Raw genomic sequence first — 20,283 nt, 5'->3', positions numbered from 1 at the left:
CAAGTCGGGGTACCACTCGCTTGCGCCTGCTCATGCCCTAACCAAAATTGTGGCCGTGTCCGCGCCATCCGCCAAACCTTTATTCGCCGGATTCGCTTCCCGGTTCCCCAAAGGAGGCACTCGTTTCCCCAACGCTCCCCGCATGGGGACAACATGGGGAATCCACTCCCCATCCAAAAACGTTGATCCTCAACGAATCATCTCGCAAAATCCCCCAATGGGGAAAAATTCGAAATTCTCCCCATCGCCTCCCGCAGGGATAAAAAGTGTCCCATGCACCCCACCCGCTGCGTGTTCCCGCCCGCATGGACAATCCTCTTTAACCTACTGATTGTGTGTGATTTTTGTCCATTATCGAAAAAACCACAAAGATGAAGCGTAGGTATGCTTCAAGCCCCCACTCGTCTCCATGACACGCCCCCGCCTAGCCCTCCGCCTCAGCCTGTTCAGCCTCGCTGCGTTGCCCGCCTTGGGTTTCGCAAGCCCTGAAGCTGCCCCTGCCGTCGTGGCTGCCCCCGTCGCCGCAGCCCCGGCCCCGGTGGATTTCACTCAGGTTCAGTCCATCTTAGAAAGCAAATGCCTGGAGTGCCACAACCCCTCCAAGGTGAAGGGCAAGCTCCTCATGGACACGGCGGAGGCCATGATCAAAGGCGGCTCCTCCGGCCCATCCCTCGTCCCTGGCAAACCGGATGAAAGTGAACTGATCAAACGTGTACTTCTGCCTGCGGATCATGATGACATCATGCCTCCCAAAGGTGGCCCTCTAGCCGCTGCGGAGACTGAATTGCTGAAGCGCTGGATCGCCGAAGGTGCCCAGTGGCCCCAAGGTCTGACCCTGCGTCATAAAACCCCGGAAGAGCTCAAGGCCCTGGCCGATCTCAACGCCAAGTTGCCCTCCTTGACCAAGCTTGAAATCTTCCCAGACAAGTTCTCTTTGGAAACGAAACGCGACTTTCATCAAGTCGTCGTCATGGCCACCTTCGCGGATGCCACCACGCGAGATGTCACCTTGTTTTCCAATCTGCGCGTCGCAGATGCCAATGTCGCCTCTTTGAAAGGGGACGTGCTCAAGCCTGTCGCCGATACCGGTTCTACCGAGCTCATAGCCACCCTCGGCACAACGACCGTTAAGGCCCCGATCGCACTCAACGCTGGCCACAAGGACCGCCCCATTTCCTTCAATCTCGATGTCATGCCCGTGTTCCTGCGTGGTGGTTGCAATGCCGGTGGCTGCCATGGCGCTGCCCGTGGCAAAGATGGATTCCGTCTCAGCCTCTTCGGCATGGACCCTGAGGGTGACTACAACCGTCTGACTCGGGAACTCGTAGGCCGCCGTGTGAACCTCGCCATTCCGGAGGAAAGCACCCTGGTGGAAAAAGCCGTGGGCGCAGTCCCTCACTCGGGCAACCAGTGCTATGAGCCAGAATCCCAGTATAACCAGGCCATCCTGGAATGGATCAGCAACGGCGCACCCTATGATGGCAAGGACATCGCCAAAGTCACTGGCATTGAGGTCTATCCGAAGCAGATCGTCATGGAAGGTGCTGGCAGCACTCAGCAGATCACCGTCCGCGCCACCTATTCGGATGGCAGCGACCGCGATGTCACTAAGCTGGCCCTCTTCATGTCCAATAATGACCCGACGGCCACCATCAATAAAGATGGCCTGGTGACGAGCGGGGACCGTGGTGCAGCCTTCACCCTCGCCCGGTTCGATGTGTATAGCGTCACCGCCCAGGTGCTCGTCATCCCTGCCAAGCTGGAGTATGAGCGTCCGAAGCTGGTCGAAAACAATTACATCGACACCCTGGTTAATGAGAACCTCCACAAGCTGCGCATCCTGCCCAGCGGCGTCTGCACCGATGAAGAATTCGTCCGCCGTGCCTACATTGACGTCATCGGCATTTATCCAAAGCCGGACGAGATCAAAGGCTTCCTCGCCGATGCCAATCCGAAGAAGCGCGAGAGCCTGATCGACTCCCTCACCCAGCGCAAGGAATTCACAGAAGTCTGGGTCATGAAGTGGGCCGAGCTCCTTCAGATCCGCTCCGATATCGAGGGCAACAACAACCGCCCGCCCTTCTACAAAAACGCCCTCCTTTATTACAACTGGCTTGGCGAGCGCATCGGCAAAAACGTCCCTCTGGACGAGATCGTCACTGAGCTTCTTTCCTCAACCGGCGGCACCGTCTCCACCCCCGCCGTGAACTTCTACCAGACGGAGCTCGACCAGCTCAAGCTCACGGAAAACGTCGCCCAGGTCTTCATGGGCATGCGCATTCAGTGCGCCCAGTGCCATAACCATCCGTTTGATCGCTGGACCATGGATGACTACTATGGTTTCAAGGCCTTCTTCTCCCAGATCGGCCGCAAGGCCACCGATGACCCGCAGGAAGTCGTCATCTTCAACAACAAGAGCGGCGAGTCCAAGCACTTCCTCACTCAGGCAGTCATGAAGCCCAAGTTCCTCGGCGGAGAAGCCCCCGAGATCAAGCCTGGCGATGACCGCCGCAAGATCCTCGCCGAGTGGATTGCCTCCCCGAAGAACCCTTACTTCGCCCGCAACATCTCCAACATCGTCTGGTCCCACTTCTTCGGTCTCGGCATCGTCGATCCTGTGGATGACGTCCGCGTCTCCAACCCGCCTTCCAACCCCGAGCTTCTCACCGCCCTGGCCGAGAACCTGACGAACTACAAGTATGACATGCGCCGTCTCGTGAAAGACATCTGCATGTCCATGACCTATCAGCGCAGCACCAAGGTCAATGAGACCAATGCCGGGGATAAGAAAAACTTCTCCCATGCCCAGGTCCGCCGTGTTCGTGCTGAGATCCTGCTGGATGCCATTTCCCAGATCACCGAGACGCCTAACAAATTCCAGGGCCTGCCTCTCGGTGCCCGCGCCGTGCAGATCGCCGATGGTGCTGTCAGCAATTACTTCCTGAACACCTTCGGCCGTGCCAAGCGTGAGTCCGTGTGCTCCTGCGAAGTGAAAATGGAGCCGACTCTCTCCCAGGCCCTTCACCTCATGAACGGTGATGCCGTCAATGATCGCATCAAGCAGGGCAAGGTCGTCTCCAAGCTCATCGCTGAAAAACTGACCGATGATCAAATCGTCGAAAACATGTTCCTGCGCGTCTTTGGCCGCATGCCCAAGGACAAGGAAAAAGAGTCCATCAGTCAGACCCTCGCCGCCGCTCCTGATCAGCGGCAGCAGGCCCTCGAAGACGTCTTCTGGGCCCTCATGAACTCCAAAGAGTTTTACTTCAATCATTAAACCCATGGAGTGCAGACGCCCTCGTCCGCAACCATCTCACCCGGAGCGCGGACGCCCTCGTCCGCATCCTCTGATCCCTCATTGTCTCCGCCTCCCCATGAAGACCCACGCCAAGATCCCTGAAGGGAGCGCGGACACTCCTGTCCGCTGGTTTGGTCGCTCGTCCCTTGCATTCTGTTCCCCCATGAAGACCCACGCTAAGATCCTTTCACTCAGCCTCTTCTCTGCCGCCGCTGCGGTCGCCCAAGATGCCGAAAAGATCACTTATGAGGACCACGTTCGTCCCTTGCTGGAGAACAAATGTTTTTCCTGCCACAGCCCAGACAAAAAGAAAGGCGACCTCGACCTAACCAGCTTTGGTGCTCTCATGACCGGGGGTGGCGGGGGTGCCATCGTGGATGCGGGTAACTCGGATGCCAGCCGCCTCTGGGCCACCTGTGCCAAAAAGGAAGAGCCATTCATGCCACCTGAAGGTGCTCCTCTGAATGCCAAAGAACTCGAGATCCTCGCCAAATGGATCAGCGGCGGTTTGCTGGAGACGAAGTCCAGCGTCGCCAAAAAATCCGCCAAACCAAAAGTGGAAATGGCCGTCACCGTCACCAGCGGCAGGCCTGAAGGCCCCATTGCCAAGCCTGAGCACGTGCTGCTGGAGCCTGTTATTGTGACTCCACGTACCACTGCCGTCATCGCCATGGCCGCCAGTCCCTGGACTTCCCTCATGGCCGTGGCCGGGACCAAGCAGATCCTGCTCTATGATACGGATACCCGCCAGCTCGCTGGCATTTTCCCCTATGAGGAAGGGTATGCACGCAGCCTCAGCTTCAGCCGCAACGGCTCCCTCCTCATCATGGGCGGCGGCAAAGGCGGCAAGCTCGGCCATGCGATTGTGTGGGATGTAAAGACGGGCAAACGCATTGTCGAAATCGGCAAGGAGTTTGACCAGGTCATGAGTGCTGACATCAGCCCCGATCAAAAGATGGTCGTCATTGGTAGCCCCTCCAAAAAGGTAAAGGTGTACGACACCGCCACTGGTGAAGAGCTCTACATGATCAGCAAGCATACTGAATGGATCATGGGCACTGCCTTCAGTCCCGATGGTGTCTTGCTCGCCACCTCAGACCGCAATGGCAATGTCATGGTTTGGGAAGCCTCCAATGGCGGTGAATTTTATGTCCTGGGTCAGCACAAAGCCTCCTGCACAGATCTCGCTTGGCGCGCGGATTCCAATATCCTCGCCTCCAGCTCCATGGACGGTACCATCAGTCTTTGGGAAATGAACGAGGGCAAGCAGGTCAAGAATTGGGCCGCCCATGGCGGTGGTGTCCAGTCTGTGTCCTTCACTCCCGATGGCCGCCTTGTCTCCAGTGGCAATGACGGACTCATCCGCACCTGGGACATGAATGGCACCAAGATTGGCGAAGCCGCCAGCCAGGGTGATATCGTCACCAAAGTAGTCGCCCTTCACGATTCCAAAACGGCTGTTTCTGCCAACTGGCGGGGCGAGATTAAAGTCTGGTCTGTAGAGGCCAAGATGCTTGAAAAAGGCCAGCTTTCCAGCAATCCGCCGCTCATTGCTCAACGGATCGTCGAGTCTGAAAAAATGGCCGCCACACTCGTCAGCCAGTTGCCTGAAGTGGAAGCTAAATTGAAGGCGGCGCAGGAAGCTGTTCCAGCAGCCGAAGCCCGGCTTGCCGAAACCAAGAAAAAAGCCGCCGATGCCCAGGCTGCTGTTGCCGCGCTAGAGGAGGAGGTCAAGAATCTTCCAGCCCAGATCGCCGCGGCTGAAAAGACCGTGCCCGAGGCGCAGGCCAAAAAGGATGCGCAGGTCGCCCTCCTCAAAACACATGAGCAATCCCTGGCTGAAATCAAAAACATTGAGGCTGCATTGGCCAAGCTGAATGCTGACAAAGCCGCCCTCACCAAGCCTGAAGACGCGCCAAAAGTGGCCGAACTTACCCAAGCCATTGGCGAGCAAACTGGCAAGCTGGAGGCTCTGAAACAGGCCACCGCTGCCGCACCTCAGCCCATCGCTGATTTCGACAAGGCCATCAAAGCCGCTCAGGACCAAGTTGCCGCTTTGAAAGCTGCCAAGCCTGCCAAGGAAAAGCAACTGCCGGGTCTGAAGAAGGGCCTCGAAGCCTGGCCGAAAAACATCGCAGACAATGAGAAGCAGGTCGCGGATGCAAAGGCTGCTTTGCCACCCCTCGAAGCCCAGCTTGCCGACCACAAGAGCCAGATCGCCGTGATGCAAAAACTGCCCACGGTTTTGAAGGCTGCCCAGTTCAATGTCGGTGTCCTAACCGAGAAGGAAAAGCTGGCCAAGCTGGAAGGCGACTTTAACGATTACACAGCCGCCAAGAAAGAGAACGAAGAAGCTAAGGCTGCCAACTTTGCACGCATCGAGTCATCCACAAAAGCCATCGCCGAAGCCACCAATCAGATCCCTCAGCATGAGGCCACCCTGGCCAAGCTGAAGGCTGAACTCGAAGGCCTCGAGGCTGCCACCACACCCACTCGCACCGCGGATGCAGCGGCTGCGGCCAAGCTGGATGAGCATAAGAAAACCCTCGCTGCCCGCGAGGCCGAAGTCGCCGCTCTTGCCAAGGTTCGTGACGATGGCATCGCCGCCTCCAAAAAGTCTGCCGAGGACATCCAAAAAGCCATTGATCCTCTGGTTAAAAAACTGGCTGAAGTCGCTGCCGCACTCAAAGCTCCAGAAGAGCAGGTGAAGAGCAAGCTGGCCAATGTCACCAAGTTTGAGGCGGATCTTGCGGCCGCTAAAAAGTCCGCTGCCGACCTCACGGCTGCACTGCCAGCCCAGGAAAAAGGCGTTGCTGATGCCGAGGCTCCCTTGGCCAAAATCACCGAGGATCTCCAGGCTGCCGACAAGGCATTGGCCGAAGTGCGTCTCGCCACGGCTAACTCTGGCCGTGCCATTCAGTCTGCCCGTGCCGAAGTAGCCCAGGCTGAAAAAGCACTGGCCGATGCCAAGGCCAAAAATGAAGATGCCGCGCCTCATGAGCAGGCACTTTCCGCCGCTCAGGCCAAGCAGGCTGCCGCTGAAAAACAAGCCACCGAGGCCACTCTGAAACTGGCCGATGCCCAGGGCGAATTCGATGCCCGTCGCGCAGCCAATGAGGCCGCACAGAAGGTGCTCACCGATTCACGCAATGTCGTCGCGAAGACCAAAGCAGACCTAACCAATGCCACTGCTGCCGCCGCCCAGGCAGAGAAGCAGATACCTGCTGCCAAAGCCGAACTGGCTGCTGCCGAAAAAGCCGTCGCTCCTCATCGCGGTCAGCATGAAAGCATCAGCAAAGAAATCGCCGCCCAGCAGGCTGCTCTGGCTGCCAAGCAAGCCATCCCTGCCGCCCTGGAAGCTGAATTTGGAGCCAAAGCCGCCCCGATCAATGCGGTCATCGCCCAACTGAAAGCCGCCCAACCGCCGCTCGAAGCCGCCTTCGCCGAAGCTCACGCGAAGCTCGACGCCGAGACCAAAATTGTCGAAGCCAAGAAACTCGAAGTCGGCCAGTCCATCACCGCACTCGAAGCCGCGAAAAAGAAAAAGACCGAGTCCGAAGCCGCCATCGCCGCCGCCGAAAAAGACATCCCTGTCCGCGATAAAAACCTCGCCGAAATCACCACCGAACTCGCCAAAATGGAACCCCAGCTCGATCCCCTTCGCACCAAGGTGAAACAGATGGAAGAGCAGTATTTCACCATGTTGCCGAAGTAAGGCCAATCGGCGAAGCTCAGCATATGAATGATTATCCACACGATCTGGAGACTACGCGGGGACGTATTTTCTTTTGGATCGGAATGGTCATTTTTCCCGCTTTTTGGATCTGGTGGATGAGGCCTCGTTACTTTACGAAGTCACAAAGGCTCTTGGGGTGGATCTGGTTTGGCGTTTATTTGTTAGGCCTGTTGCTCCAACGTGAGTTAATCGGTCGTTTTTTGCCGGAGCTTGTCCTGGGTTATCCGGTGATTGCGGTGAGGTTAAATCTGGTTTTGTTCGTTTGGTTTTTGGTGCGGTGTCTCGGCTTTCAGATGTTTTTGATGGTGGCTATTGTCTCCGTCGATGTAGTCGCTGTGATCTCAGCCATCTTTGTTCCCTCCTGGAATAGGCTTGAGGAGGATATGTCGCCGATGAGACTGCTGGTCTTCGCGCCAGCGTTCGTGCTGGCCACCATGCATTTGATGCTCACGCCAGTTCGGACATGGTATAAAAACTTGAAAGCGCCGGGATCTGAAACGGCCTGAGTATGTATTGCTAACGTGATGGATTTTTTTGTGATCTCCGGCGAGAAAAGCAGGAGTTTGACTGTCCGGTTCTGGCCTCTCGCGAGGGATGTTGGGTGACAGTGCGGAAAGGAAACGGCCTCCGGGCCGTATCCACTCGCCCGCCTTGTTCCAACCTTGTATGAAAACCAGCTTCTCTATTTTATTCGCCGTTCTTGGCTTCGCTGCGCCATTGGTGGCGCAGGTCCAGTTCCAGAAGGGGGATTCCATCGCCATTCTGGGCAATGTCCTGCCGGATCGATCTCAGCATTTTGGATGGCTGGAGACGATGATCACGCAGGCGAATGCGGACAAGGACCTGACTTTTCGCAACCTCGCTTTCTCGGGGGATGAGGTGCAGACCTGGCATCGGGTGGATAACTTTGGCACGCGGGATGAGTGGCTGGCGAAGGTGAAGGCGGATGTGATCTTTGCCTTCTATGGTAACAATGAGTCTTTCAAGGGCTACGAGGGGCTGGACGAGTTCAAGAAGAACCTGGATACCTTTTTGAAGGAGACCCAGGCGAAAAACTTCAGTGGGAAGGCTCCGCCACGCATCGTTTTGTTTTCGCCCATCGCTTTGGAAAAGCTGGCGAATCCGAGCCTGCCACCGGTGGATGAAAAGAATACCAATTTGCAGAACTACACGGCTGCCATGAGTGAGGTGGCGGCGGCGAATGGGGTGACCTTTGTGGATCTGTTTGCGCCAACGGTGCAGACGGCTTCCGATGAACCGCTGAGCCTTAACGGTCTGTATCTTAACGAAAAGGGTGACAAGGTGGTGGCTGAAGCTGCCTTCAAGACGCTGACTGGAGAGGAAGCACCGCAGGTGAATGAAAAGCTGCGCCAGGCCATTGTGGAGAAGAATTGGGAGTGGCATCAGCGGTATCGTACCGTGGATGGTTACAACGTTTATGGCGGACGCAGCGGACTGGCCTATGCGGCTGGAGTCGGCGGTTTCAAGCAGAACGAAAGGACTCCCGAGAAGCCTTACATCTCCAATTTCCAAGTGATGCAGCAGGAGATGACGCAGAGGGATGTGAAGACAGCCAATCGTGATCTGCGCGTTTGGGCCATCGCCAAAGGTGGGGATCTGGTGGTGAAGGATGACAACCTGCCACCGGTGGAAAAGGTGCCGACGAACATGCCGGACCCGAAAGAGGGCAAGGAATTTAACAAGGTGCCGATGACTGGCATGACCTTTACGGAAGAAGGCCTGATCGCCATCCCAGATGCGACGGAAAAGATGAAGGACATCCAGGTGCACAGCGGCATGAAGATCCAGCTTTTTGCCGATGAGAAGATGTTCCCTGAACTGGTGAATCCGGTGGCCATGCAGTGGGATACCAAAGGACGCCTTTGGGTGAGTGCCTGGCTGAACTATCCCGAGCGTACACCCACCAGCCCGAAGGGGGATAGCCTGCTGATCTTTGAGGATACCGACAACGACGGCAAGGCTGATAAAATGACTACTTTTGCCGATGATCTGAACTGCCCCACGGGATTTCAGATCTATAAAGACGGCGTGATTGTGATGCAGTCCCCAAGCCTAGTTTACATCGCGGATACGGATGGTGATGGCAAAGGTGATAAGCGTGAACGTATCCTCATGGGCCTATGCGCAGCGGACAGTCATCACGAGACTTGCTACCTGAGCTATGACAATGGCGGAGCGATCTATCCGAGCGATGGCGTATTCCACCGCACGCAGGTGGAGACGGTCAATGGCGTGGTGCGCAATACCAACGGGGCCATCTACCGTTATGACATCAATCGCAATGAACTGGAGCGTTTCACCACGAATGCGACGGTGAATCCGCATGGCAAGATTTGGGATCGCTGGGGTAACTCTTACTTCACCGATGCAACAGGAAACGTGAACACCTTTGCTGAGGCTTCCTCCTGTTACCTTCCGCGCGAAGGCGGCGGCAGCGCTAAGATGAATCCTTTCTGGGACCGGCCTGCACGCCCCAGCCCTGGCAACGGCATCATCAGCAGCCGCCATTTTCCGGAGGAGTTTCAGAACAACTTTCTCAACTGCAATGTCATCGGATTCCAGGGCATCTGGCGTGTCAAGCTCAGCCAGGACGGGTCTGGTATGAAGGGGGAAACGGTGGAGGATCTGGTCAAGGCTGATCCAGCTGTCTATCCGACATTCCGTCCGGCCTGTGTAAGTGTGGGCCTGGATGGTGCACTTTATTTTTGTGACTGGTCCAATGCCATCATCGGCCACATGCAGCACCATTTGCGTGACCCGAACAGGGACCATGGCCATGGCCGCATTTACAAGATGACCTATGAAGGTCGTCCGCTGCTGAAGCCGAAAAAGATTGATGGTGAATCCATCCCCAACTTGCTGGAACTGCTGAAGGAATGGGAAGATGTGACGCGCCAGCTCGCGAAGGTGGAACTGGCCAAGCATGATGCCAAAGAGGTGGCTGCTGCCGCCAAGAAATGGGCGGCGGCTCTGGACAAGTCTGATCCTGAATACGAGCATCATCGCCTGGAGGCGCTGTGGACTCATCAATGGGTGGACGTGGTGGATGCAGAGCTTTTAAAAGAGGTGCTGTCCTCGCCCGATGCACGTGCCCGTGCAGCGGCCACACGTGTGCTCAGTTACTGGAAGGACCAAGTGCCCGGTGCGCTGGATCTGCTGCGTGCCTCCGTGAATGATGCCGATCCGCGCGTGCGCATGCATGGCGTGCGCGCCTTGAGCTTTTACCAGCCGACTGCGGATGCAGAGAAGGCACTGGAGATCGCCTATGATGTGCTGAAGCATCCGACGGACTATTACATCGACCATGTTTTCGGCGAATGCCGCAAAGGCCTGCAGAGTGTGCTGAAGACGAAGCTGCTGCCGAAGGATCCAGCTGCGCTGGCGGAATACATCACCAAGACGAGCGATGCTGATCTAAAAGGCCTGCCAGATATTGAGCCGGTGCTGATTGAGAAGCTGACACGGCCAAAAGTGGCTGCTGATGTGCGTGCGAATGCACTGACGGAATTGGTGAAACTGACGGGAAATGATCGCACACTGGAGATCGTGAAGCTGCTTCAGCGCCTTGATGCGGCTGGGGGGCGCCTGAATTCCACGGCGGAAGAGATCGGCAAGATGCTGGTACTGGAAATTCAGGGGCACCTGATGCGCCACCGGGAAGGCATCCTGGAACTGGCGACAAAGGGCACTCAGCCGCCTGTGATCCGTGCTGCTTATGCAGCGCTGATGATCACGGATTCTGGCCCGGATGAAATCTGGAAGTCCACGACTGGAAAAGCGCGTGTTTATTTACTGGAAGCCATCGCGCTGATTCCATCCACCAAGGCTTCACTGCGAGCCAAGTGCCAGCCGCTACTGACCGCCTTGCTCCAGGATGGTCAGGCAGATGCTGCAACGCTGAAGGCTGTGCTCGCTGCTTTACCCTTGATGAGTCCCAATCAGGCATCGGCGAATTTTGCCATTGCGGCAGATCATTTGATTGCAGGCAAAGAGCGAAATGCAGCCGCAAAGGCATTGATGAAATTCCCCAAAACCAATTGGGATGCGGCGAAGGCCAAGCCTGTCACCGACAGTGTCCTGGCGTATGCGAAGAGCGTCCCGGCGGGTGACCGGTCCAAGCAGGAGTACGTGGAAATCATCACCGCCGCCAAGGAAATGGCCGCCCTGCAGGGGGATGCTGCGGCTTCAATCTTGAAGGACCTGAGTGCCGTCAGTGTGGATGTGTTCATCGTTCACACCGTGCATGAGCAACTCCGCTATGATACGACCAAGCTTACCGTCAAAGCTGGAAAGTCCTTTGAGGTCATTTTTGAAAATGATGATGTAATGCCTCACAACTTTGTCATCGTGCCTCCAGGCAAGCACATGGACATCGGCAATGCCGCGATGACGATGACGCCTGACAAGGTGGACAAACAGGGCCGCGCCTATCTGCCCGCGAAGTTTGAGAAAGAGATCATCGCCGCCACCAAGCTGCTAGAGCCCGGCCAGAAAGAACAGCTCAAAGTCCGTGCGCCTAACCAGCCGGGTGACTATGAATTCGTCTGCACCTTCCCAGGCCACGCCCTCATCATGTGGGGCACGCTGACGGTGACGAAGTGAATTGAGTTTTCCATTTCTTCATTTATACTCATTTATGACTGCCACGCTGGAAGCCGATCACAAGCTGACCCTGCCTGCTGATGCGATTGCCCAAGGGCATTTGACGCAGGGAATGGAGTTCACCGTGGCTGTCTCACCTGCGGGTGCCATCATCCTCCGGCCAACCCGTCCTCGCCAGAAGTCCCTTGTGGAGCATCTGCGGGGACTCAGCGGGCTTGAGATTAACCAAGGTCGTGAGCAGTTGGGACCACCTATTGACTTGTGATTTACTTGCTGGATACCAACGTGCTTTCGGAAGGTATGAAACCATCTCCCGATTTGCGCGTGACCGCATGGATGGATCTTCATCAGGAAGATTGTGCCATCAGTGTCATCACACTGGCTGAATTGGCGCGAGGTGTGGAAGCGATTGATGAAGGCAAACGTAAAAACGAACTGCTTCGCCGGTTGAGCTTTCTACAGGAAGATTATTCTGACCTCATTTTGCCTGTGGATGATGCAGTGGCCTGGGAGTGGGCGAGGTATTGCCGTGGCGTTGAAGAGGCTGGCTTTGTGCCCAGTGTCATGGACAGCCTGATTGCCGCCACTGCATTGTCATACGGGCTCACGGTGGTCACTCGAAACACTGGTGACTTTCCGCTCGTTCCTGTTCTTGATCCGTTTTTGTTGTGATCTGTTGTCGATCTTTGTTATCCATTTCTACCAACCATCTTTTATGATCCGCCGTACTTTTCTGATCCTGGTCGCAGTGCTTCCACTGGGGGCTAGTTTTGCTGCTGAAGACTTTCTTGCCTATGAACCGAAAGGGGAGGCGAAGGGCAAGCATGTGGTCCTGTTGGCAGGGGATGAAGAATATCGCAGTGAGGAGGCGCTGCCGATGCTGGCCAAGTTGCTAAGTGAGCGGCATGGCTTCAAGACAACGGTGCTTTTTTCTGTCGGCGAAGATGGCACGGTGGATCCCACGAAGGGGGAGAGTCTGACGAATCCCGCCGCCCTGGACAGTGCCGATGCTCTGGTGCTGCTGCTGCGTTTTCGCCACTGGGATGAAGCGACGTTGGACAAGTTTGATGCGGCGGTTAAGCGCGGTGTGCCGATCATTGCGCTGCGCACAAGCACGCATGCGTTTTCCGGCATCCCAAAAGACAGCAAGCATGTTTCCTGGAACTGGAACAATGAAGGTGGCTGGGGTGAAAAGGTGCTGGGTGAAACGTGGGTGAGCCATTGGGGACATCACAAGTTCGAGGCGACACAGGGTGTGATTGAAACAGCCCATGCCAGTGATCCGCTGCTGCGCGGAGTGACGGACGTGTTTGGCACCAGCGATGTTTATGAAGCCTATCCACCTGCGGATGCGAAGATCCTGATGCGTGGTCGGGTGCTGAAAGGTATGACGCCTGATTCAGGTCCCCTGGAGACGGTGAAGGCGCGTGCCACGGATAAGAAGGAGCAGCCGGTGAATGATCCGATGATGGCCATCGCCTGGACTCGAAGTGTGAAGAACGACGCAGGTTCGGAAAACAAGGTGCTGACGACCACGATGGGCGCCGCGACGGACCTGACGAATGAAAGCCTGCGCCGCCTCGTGGTAAACAGTGTTTACTGGGGACTCGGAATTGAAGTGCCGGAAAAGGCGGATGTGACCCTGGTGGGTGAATACAATCCCACTGCCTATGGCTTTAAAGGCTATAAGCAGGGTGTGAAGGTGATGGATCTGAAGTGAACGGACGCGCGCCTTATTCAGCAGTCGTGGCGGGATCACAGAAGTCGGGGCGAGACGCCCCAACTCCTTGGGTTCGCCTGCGGGCTTGGGCAAGGAGTGTGGGCGTCCCGCCCGCATAGATTGGGGCCGGGGTAGCTTCACATCCCTGACTCGATGAACGGATATGCGAAGATGTTCGCAGACGAAAAAGCGAGGTATGCCTTGTCGGGGCGAGACGCCCCAACTCCTTGGGTCGCTTGCGGTCATGGGCAAAGAGTGTGGGTGTCCCGCCCGCATAGATTGGGGCCGGGGCAGCTGCACATCCCGGACTCGATGAACGGAAATGCGAGGATCTTCGCAGACGAAAAAGCGAGGTGCGTCTCGCCCGCATAGATTGGGGCCGGGACGGCTGCACATCCCGGACTCGATGAACGGAAATGCGAGGATCTTCGCAGACGAAAAAGCGAGGTACGCCTTGTCGGGGCGAGACGCCCCAACTCCTTGGGTTCGCTTGCGGGCTTGGGCAAGGAGTGGGGGCGTCTCGCCCGCATAGACTGGGCCGCAACGGCTACACATCTGTACGTGGTTGAGCGGAATGAGACCTGACGAAGAGTATTGACTTCATCCTGGTGTTTTTTAAGCTGTGATCGCATGGCGGAGGAGCGGCTTCGATTTTTCAATCCCTTTGCGGATATTCTCATAACGGGACATCAACTGCCCCATTGGCAGCAGGCTGGAGCCACTTATTTTATTACCTTTCGACTGCATGATTCTGTCCCCGCAGCCCTGCGGATGAAGTGGATTCGGGAACGTGAAGCATGGCTGCTGCATCATCCTTATCCGTGGAAGCCTGAGGTGGAGCGGGAGTATCACGAGAGGTTTAGCCAGCAAATGGAGCGATGGCTGGATGCAGGCCATGGCTGCTGCCTGTTGCGGGACGGGGAGGCACGAGCTGTGGTGGAGCGAACTTTGCAGCATTTCGATGACCGTCGTTATTTGCTTCATGCCTGGGTGCTGATGCCTAACCATGCGCATGTGCTGGTTTCTATCCGTGAGGAATGGACCTTGCCCCAGATTTTACATAGCTGGAAGAGCTACAGCACCCATGCTCTCAACAGTCTTTTACGCCGTCAGGGAGCATTGTGGCAGGAGGATTATTTTGACCGCTTGATCCGGGATGAGGAGCATTTTGCGAATTGTGTGCGTTACATCCGGCGCAATCCCGAGAAAGCGCATCTGCCGGAGAACGAGTGGAGCCATCATGAAACCGTTATCGCACGAAGATCGTTGCGAGAAAGGAAGTGAAGATCCTCGCAGACGAAAAAGCGAGGTGGCCTTGTCGGGGCGAGACGCCCCAACTCCTTGGGTTCGCCTGCGGCCTTGGGGCAAGGAGTGGGGGCGTCTCGCCCGCATAGATTGGGGCCGGGGCAGCTGCACAGCCCGGACTCGATGAACGGAAATGCGAGGATCTTCGCAGACGAAAAAGCGAGGTATGCCTTGTCGGGGCGAGACGCCCCAACTCCTTGGGTTTGCTTGAGGGCTTGGGCAAGGAGTGGGGGCGTCCCGCCCGCATAGACTGGGCCGGGGTAGCGGCACATCCCGGACTCGATGAACGGAAATGCGAGGATCTTCGCAGACGAAAAAAGCGAGGTGCGCTTTGTCGGGGCGAGACGCCCCAACTCCTTGGGTTGTGGGCTTGGGCAAGGAGTGGGCGGTTGAAAGCTCTGTGGTGTTGTGAGTCCGCTTACCGCCCACGCATTGGGGTTTGAGTCACGACGTTAAACCAGGGAACGCAACAAGCTCTTTCGAAGTTGGCAGGATGGTATAGTCTGGCGGGACACATGGCAGACCTTGGCAGACTCAATCAGCTTCCCGTTCTTTATAGCACGCCGCAGGGCATTTACCTGGGTGGGGGAGACCATGGGGAGATCCTGCTGCCGAATCGCTATGTACCACGGGGGACGCAGATTGATGACGTCCTGGAGGTTTTTATTTATCGGGATTCGGAGGACCGGCTCATCGCCACCACGGAGAAGCCGCTGGTGATGGTGGGGGAGTCTGCGCCGCTGAAGGTGGTGAGCGTGAACCGCAATGTGGGTGCGTTTTTGGACTGGGGACTGCCGAAGGATCTGCTGCTGCCTTTCCGCCAGCAGGCGGAGCCGGTCTATCCGGGGGATACGGTGATCGCCCATGCGATGGTGGATGAGAAGACGGATCGCATCATCGCGACGACGAAGCTGAACAAGCACCTCAACAAACCGAAGCCGGTGGGTTTTAAAGCTGGGCAGCCGGTGGCGCTGGTGATCCTGGCGGAGACACCGCTGGGCTACAATGCCATCGTGGAAGGCACGCACCAGGGGCTGCTGTATCATAGCAATGTGGGCGCGAGGCTGGAGATCGGGCAGAAGCTGAAGGGCTTTATCAGCGCCGTGCTCCCTGGCGGCAAGCTGGACCTGACTCTGGACGCGAAGGGCTATAAGCGTGTGGCCCCGCTGACGGAGCAGATCCTCACCGCTATGCAGGAGAATGGGGGCAGCCTTTCGTTTGATGACGACAGTTCCCCGGAGGTCATCCGGCAGAATTTTGACTGTAGTAAAAAGGCTTTCAAACAGGCGCTTGGGGCTTTGTTTCGCCAGAGGCGCATCCGTTTTACGAATCCTGGAATCGCCTATGTGGACATTCGCGAAAACACAGGGCAGGAGTGGCGACCCGGGGAATGAGGCTGGTATAAAGTGGTGGGCTGGGGCCTGACGGTCAAACAAGCGGGCTGATCTTCTCTGAAGGCTGAAACTGGCCTTAAAGTCCGTCTTTACCGGAGGCTTTTTCCCCTTTATATCGCCTTCATGCACGATCCACGCGTTGACCAGCTCGCTCGCCAACTTGTCCGCTATTCCACCCAGGTGAAGAAAGGGGACTTGGTCTGGATTGATTGTTTTGATGTACCCAATTATGTGGCCCAGGCGCTGATCCGTGCCGTGGTGGATGCCAAGGCCCGGCCTATCGTGAAGCTGCATGATACGGCTGTGACCCGGGAGCTCATGGTGCATGCCGATGAAACGCAGTATGATATCATCGGTGAAAGCGAACTGGAGTTGATGAAAAAAATGGACTGCTACATTGCGGTGCGTGGCAGCCATAACATCACTGAAAACAGTGATGTGCCTGCGGAGAAGATGAAGATGGTGATGGCGAAACTGCGGCCCCTGCAAAATGAGCGCGTGAACAATACCCGCTGGTGTGTGCTGCGCTGGCCGACGAGTGCGATGGCGCAGCAGGCGGGCATGAGCACGCGGGCCTTTGAGGACTTTTATTTCAACGTCTGCCTGCTGGACTATGCGGCGCTGATCCCGGCGATGAATGGGCTGAAGAAGCTGATGGACAAGGCCAAGGACGTGCACATCACCGGTCCGGGCACGGATCTGAGTTTCAGCCTGAAGGGGCTGAAGTCCATCGTCTGTGGCGGCCGTCATAACATCCCGGATGGGGAGGTCTTCAGTGCGCCCGTGAAGGACAGTGTGGAAGGGGTGATCAGCTACAACGCGCCGACGATTTATCAGGGCATCGCGTTTGATTCGGTGCGCCTGGAGTTTTCCAAGGGAAAGATTGTGAATGCCACGGCGAACAACACGGCGGCGATTAACAAGATCTTCGACAGCGACGAAGGCGCGCGTTACATCGGCGAATTTGCCATCGGTTTTAACCGGGAGATCCGGGAGCCGATGCGGGATATTCTTTTTGATGAGAAGATCGCCGGGAGTTTTCACTTCACTCCGGGACAGGCCTATGAAGGTGTGGCGGACAATACCAACCGCAGCCAGGTACATTGGGACCTGGTGAACATCCAGCGGCCGGATTACGGTGGCGGGGAAATTTACTTTGATGGGGAGCTCATCCGCAAGAACGGCCAGTTTTTGGCACCGGAATTGAAGCCGCTGAATTGAGGCGGCGACGGCGTATGCTGAGCCAGCTAGGGCGCGGGGGATGGGGCGAGAGCGTGAGAGCTTTCGGCCAGAAGCACCTGCTGGTGCAGGCAGCTACGACGTGGAGATGGGGGCGAGGGCGTGAGAGAGCACGCCCATCCCGCAGTCGCGGGACTTAGGCAGCTACGCAAATGCCACCTGCTGGTGCAGGCAGCTGCCGTTACCAGAGGTCGATGGCGGCGTGGGTCTCGGGGCGGATGATCTCGGTGTCGCTGTTGAGTGTTTCGGCAAAGCGGGCGCTGAACCAGGCTTGGGAGGGTTCTTCACCATGGACCATGAGAAGCTTTTTCGGCTTCACCTTCTCGACGTATTCGGCGATCTGCTCACGGGTGGCGTGGGCGCTGAGGTCGAAGCTTTCGATGCGGGCGTGGAGCTCGACGGCAGGCAGGTCAGGGGAGAGTTTGATTTTCTCGCCCGCTTTGGCGGTGCGTAGGCGGTAGCCCGGGGAAAGGGGATCGGTATAACCCACGAAGGCGACGGCGTTGCGCGGGTTATCAATGAACTTGGCAGCGAAGGCGTTGGAGGTGGTGCCCTCGGTCATCATGCCGCTGGAAAGGGCATAGATGGTGCGCGGCTGGTAATCAATCTGCGGGCGACCGGGGCCGCGCTTGCGGCGCGGGGCAACGAGCATACGCACGTCTTCCAGCAGGCGGAAGCCGGGATAGTTGCGGCGGACGCGGTCAGCATAATGATCGTAGAGTACGGTCACCTTTGTGCCGAGACCGCCGATGCGCAGTGGCATTTCCGGGATGAGACCTTCTTCATGAAGCTCGTGCAGCATGAGCATGACCTCCTGGGTTTTGCCCAGGGCGAAGACGGGGATGAGCACGGAGCCGTTGGCATCGAAGGTATCCCGGATGAGGGCGGCGAGGCGTTCTTTTTCACCTTTGCGCGTATAGTCCTGTGGCCGCTCATAGGTGCCGCGGGTGGTTTCGACGACGAGGACATCGATGCCTTCGGTGGGGAAATCAGCGGCACGGGCGATGGTCTGGCTTTCGAAATTGACGTCGCCGGTATAAAACAGGCTGCTGCCGTTTTGACGGATCATGATGCCTGCGGAGCCCATGATGTGGCCGGCATCGTGGAAGGTGGCGGTGAGATCGCCATTGGGCAGTTCGAAGGGTTTGACCAGATCGCGATAGATGTACTGGGCCCGGTTTTCATCCAGCTCGCGATGGGTGAAAAGGGGGTACTCGGCGATGCTCAACTCCTCGCGCTGGGAGCTCATGACGTTGACCGAATTGTGCAGCATGGCGCTGGTGATTTCGCCCGTAGGCTCGGTCATGAAGACGGGGGTGTTCGGCTGCTTGCGCATGAGCACAGGCAGGGCACCGATGTGGTCATGATGGGCATGCGTGATGAGGATGCTATCCGCCGTGTCATGGGGGAGGGCTCCAAAGTCAGGTAGGGCATCGAAACCCACCTCTTTCGGGTGCATCCCGGCATCTAGGACGACACGATTTTTGCCAGACTCGAGAAGGTAGCAGTTGGCCCCGATCTCGCGGCGGCGGGTAAGGTTACGGAAACGCATGTGTTCGTTTAAAAAAGTAGCAGAGGGAAACCTCAAGCTAGGGCCATGTCAGGAAACTGCAAGCTCGGAGAAAGTGTCCGGCATTTTGCGTGACCCCTTGAGGGTAATTATGGATTACGTGGCAACGGTGTCCTGCGATGCAGGTGACGAGGGTGAGAGGCTGATTGTGGTCTCTTTCTTTCGCCAAAATCTGCCTAACAGCATGCCTAAGACTAAAATGACGGAAGGAGGCACCGGTGAAAATGAGATCAAGGATGCCTGGAACAACAGGTAAGCGCCGATGAATGCGAGAAAGAAGAGGAATAGACCGGATTTGAGTACCTTTTCTGGTGGCACTCTCATGATGAGCCACAGAGCTGCTAAAACCGCGAGAATTTGGATGATCCATTGGCCCAATGAGCCCAGTTTTTGCAGGCGAGGCAGCCCTAGCAGGTGATGAAAGGCCTGGGCGTATAAACGGGGAAGGGAAGGGGGACCTTCTAGCGACTCTGCCTGGGTGATGCCCAGAACGAGGATGTCGGCTTTGGCCAGGAGGGCTTTTTCGGTATCGCTGACGGCATCGGCCAGGCTGCCGGCCATCAAATGCAGCGCGTTCACGGTGGGGACGGTTGCCTGGGGTGTAACGATGAATTCGCCACTTGGTCGCAAAGGCACATAGCGGCCTTCCTGCAAGTAAGCCCCAGCTCCGGCTCCCAGATGCAGGCGATGGCCTGACGAATAAGGGCTGTGGCTATGCCGGGCCAGGGTTTGAGCGAGCAGGGTGGGGATGAATGCATCTTGGTCCTTCACGGCATAGGGCAGCCGCCGTGTTCCCTTTTCCTGCCGGAGGCAAAGGAGGCCCATCTCGCTGGAGGCACGCACGGCGGCATCCGGTGCGGTGATGAGGCTGGCTAATGAAGGCACGCGGCTGGCATCGCCATCCACCTGGATAAAACGCGGCAACAGGCTGTCCAAATCCCCCAGGAAGGCAGGGGCTGAAGTTTCGCCGTCCGCCAGTTGGGCTTCCACCCCCAGGATCACACTGGTGAAGGGTAGCAAAGCATCCGCTAAAGCGGGGGCAAAGTCGGGCGTTGGCCGGCCCCAATTCAGGGGTGTGGCGATCACCAACACCTCGGGATCGTATTCTTGCAGTCCTCGGACGAGTGTCTGCCAGTCTAAAGGCGGGGGCGGCCAGGAGGCGTATTCGGCGTGATCTTCGGCCCGCAATTCCACCAGGACCACGCCATCATGATCGGGCAATGATTTATCAAAGTTCTCCCGGGCATTGGCCACCATGAAATCGAGGAACGCCTGATCCACTTTTTGAAAGCTGCCTGCCTTCTGCCTATGATCCAAGAACCCGGCGGTGATGGCCAGGAGGAGGAGGGTCAAAAGAAGGCGCTGCAGCATGGGGTATCTTGAGCCGGAGAGATGATT

General features: G+C 57.0%; 12 protein-coding genes. 10 read left to right on the top strand and 2 right to left on the bottom strand.

Features of this window, described 5'->3' with window-relative positions; translation table 11 throughout:
* Positions 1–409: 409 nt before the first annotated feature.
* From EI77_RS00575 to EI77_RS00530, 10 genes are all read left to right on the top strand, one after another.
* Entirely contained in the window at positions 410–3,277 is a 2,868-nt protein-coding gene (locus EI77_RS00575; RefSeq protein WP_133792815.1) for a DUF1549 domain-containing protein, read from the top strand.
* A 184-nt stretch (positions 3,278–3,461) separates the two neighbouring features.
* Positions 3,462–7,013 carry a c-type cytochrome domain-containing protein gene (locus EI77_RS00570; RefSeq protein ID WP_166646933.1) on the top strand — a complete coding sequence of 1,184 codons (3,552 nt, stop codon included), beginning with the start codon at positions 3,462–3,464 and terminating at the stop codon, positions 7,011–7,013.
* Between the two features lie 23 nt (positions 7,014–7,036).
* Positions 7,037–7,540, top strand: coding sequence for a hypothetical protein (locus EI77_RS00565; RefSeq protein WP_133792813.1), 504 nt, complete (start codon positions 7,037–7,039; stop codon positions 7,538–7,540).
* A gap of 160 nt (positions 7,541–7,700) precedes the next feature.
* Complete coding sequence (locus tag EI77_RS00560; RefSeq protein ID WP_166646932.1) at positions 7,701–11,657, top strand: PVC-type heme-binding CxxCH protein; 3,957 nt, start codon at positions 7,701–7,703, stop codon at positions 11,655–11,657.
* A 34-nt stretch (positions 11,658–11,691) separates the two neighbouring features.
* Positions 11,692–11,922 (top strand): hypothetical protein, encoded by a 231-nt coding sequence (locus tag EI77_RS00555; RefSeq protein WP_133792811.1) that lies wholly within the window; start codon positions 11,692–11,694, stop codon positions 11,920–11,922.
* Positions 11,919–12,329 carry a type II toxin-antitoxin system VapC family toxin gene (locus tag EI77_RS00550; RefSeq protein ID WP_133792810.1) on the top strand — a complete coding sequence of 137 codons (411 nt, stop codon included), beginning with the start codon at positions 11,919–11,921 and terminating at the stop codon, positions 12,327–12,329. Before EI77_RS00555 ends, EI77_RS00550 begins: the two co-directional genes overlap by 4 nt.
* Before the next feature lie 43 nt (positions 12,330–12,372).
* On the top strand, positions 12,373–13,377 hold the full coding sequence (locus EI77_RS00545) for a hypothetical protein (protein WP_133792809.1): 1,005 nt from the start codon (positions 12,373–12,375) through the stop codon (positions 13,375–13,377).
* A gap of 771 nt (positions 13,378–14,148) precedes the next feature.
* Positions 14,149–14,661 (top strand): transposase, encoded by a 513-nt coding sequence (locus tag EI77_RS00540; protein WP_208300229.1) that lies wholly within the window; start codon positions 14,149–14,151, stop codon positions 14,659–14,661.
* Positions 14,662–15,197: 536 nt separating this feature from the next.
* A complete protein-coding gene (locus EI77_RS00535; RefSeq protein WP_133792808.1) occupies positions 15,198–16,076 on the top strand; it encodes a CvfB family protein in 879 nt (292 codons plus the stop codon).
* 123 nt (positions 16,077–16,199) lie between these two features.
* Complete coding sequence (locus EI77_RS00530; protein ID WP_133792807.1) at positions 16,200–17,297, top strand: aminopeptidase; 1,098 nt, start codon at positions 16,200–16,202, stop codon at positions 17,295–17,297.
* A 199-nt stretch (positions 17,298–17,496) separates the two neighbouring features.
* Here the strand turns inward: EI77_RS00530 and EI77_RS00525 are convergent, their stop codons facing one another.
* Together EI77_RS00525 and EI77_RS00520 are read right to left on the bottom strand one after the other, a co-directional pair.
* Complete coding sequence (locus EI77_RS00525; protein ID WP_133792806.1) at positions 17,497–18,867, bottom strand: MBL fold metallo-hydrolase; 1,371 nt, start codon at positions 18,865–18,867, stop codon at positions 17,497–17,499.
* A 114-nt stretch (positions 18,868–18,981) separates the two neighbouring features.
* Entirely contained in the window at positions 18,982–20,256 is a 1,275-nt protein-coding gene (locus EI77_RS00520; RefSeq protein WP_133792805.1) for a CHASE2 domain-containing protein, read from the bottom strand.
* Positions 20,257–20,283: the final 27 nt, after the last annotated feature.

Origin of the sequence: Prosthecobacter fusiformis, from assembly GCF_004364345.1 — a bacterium.
Classification (GTDB): domain Bacteria; phylum Verrucomicrobiota; class Verrucomicrobiia; order Verrucomicrobiales; family Verrucomicrobiaceae; genus Prosthecobacter; species Prosthecobacter fusiformis.
Note: the sequence above shows the minus strand (reverse complement) of the source record. Positions and strands in the feature narration are given on the sequence as shown.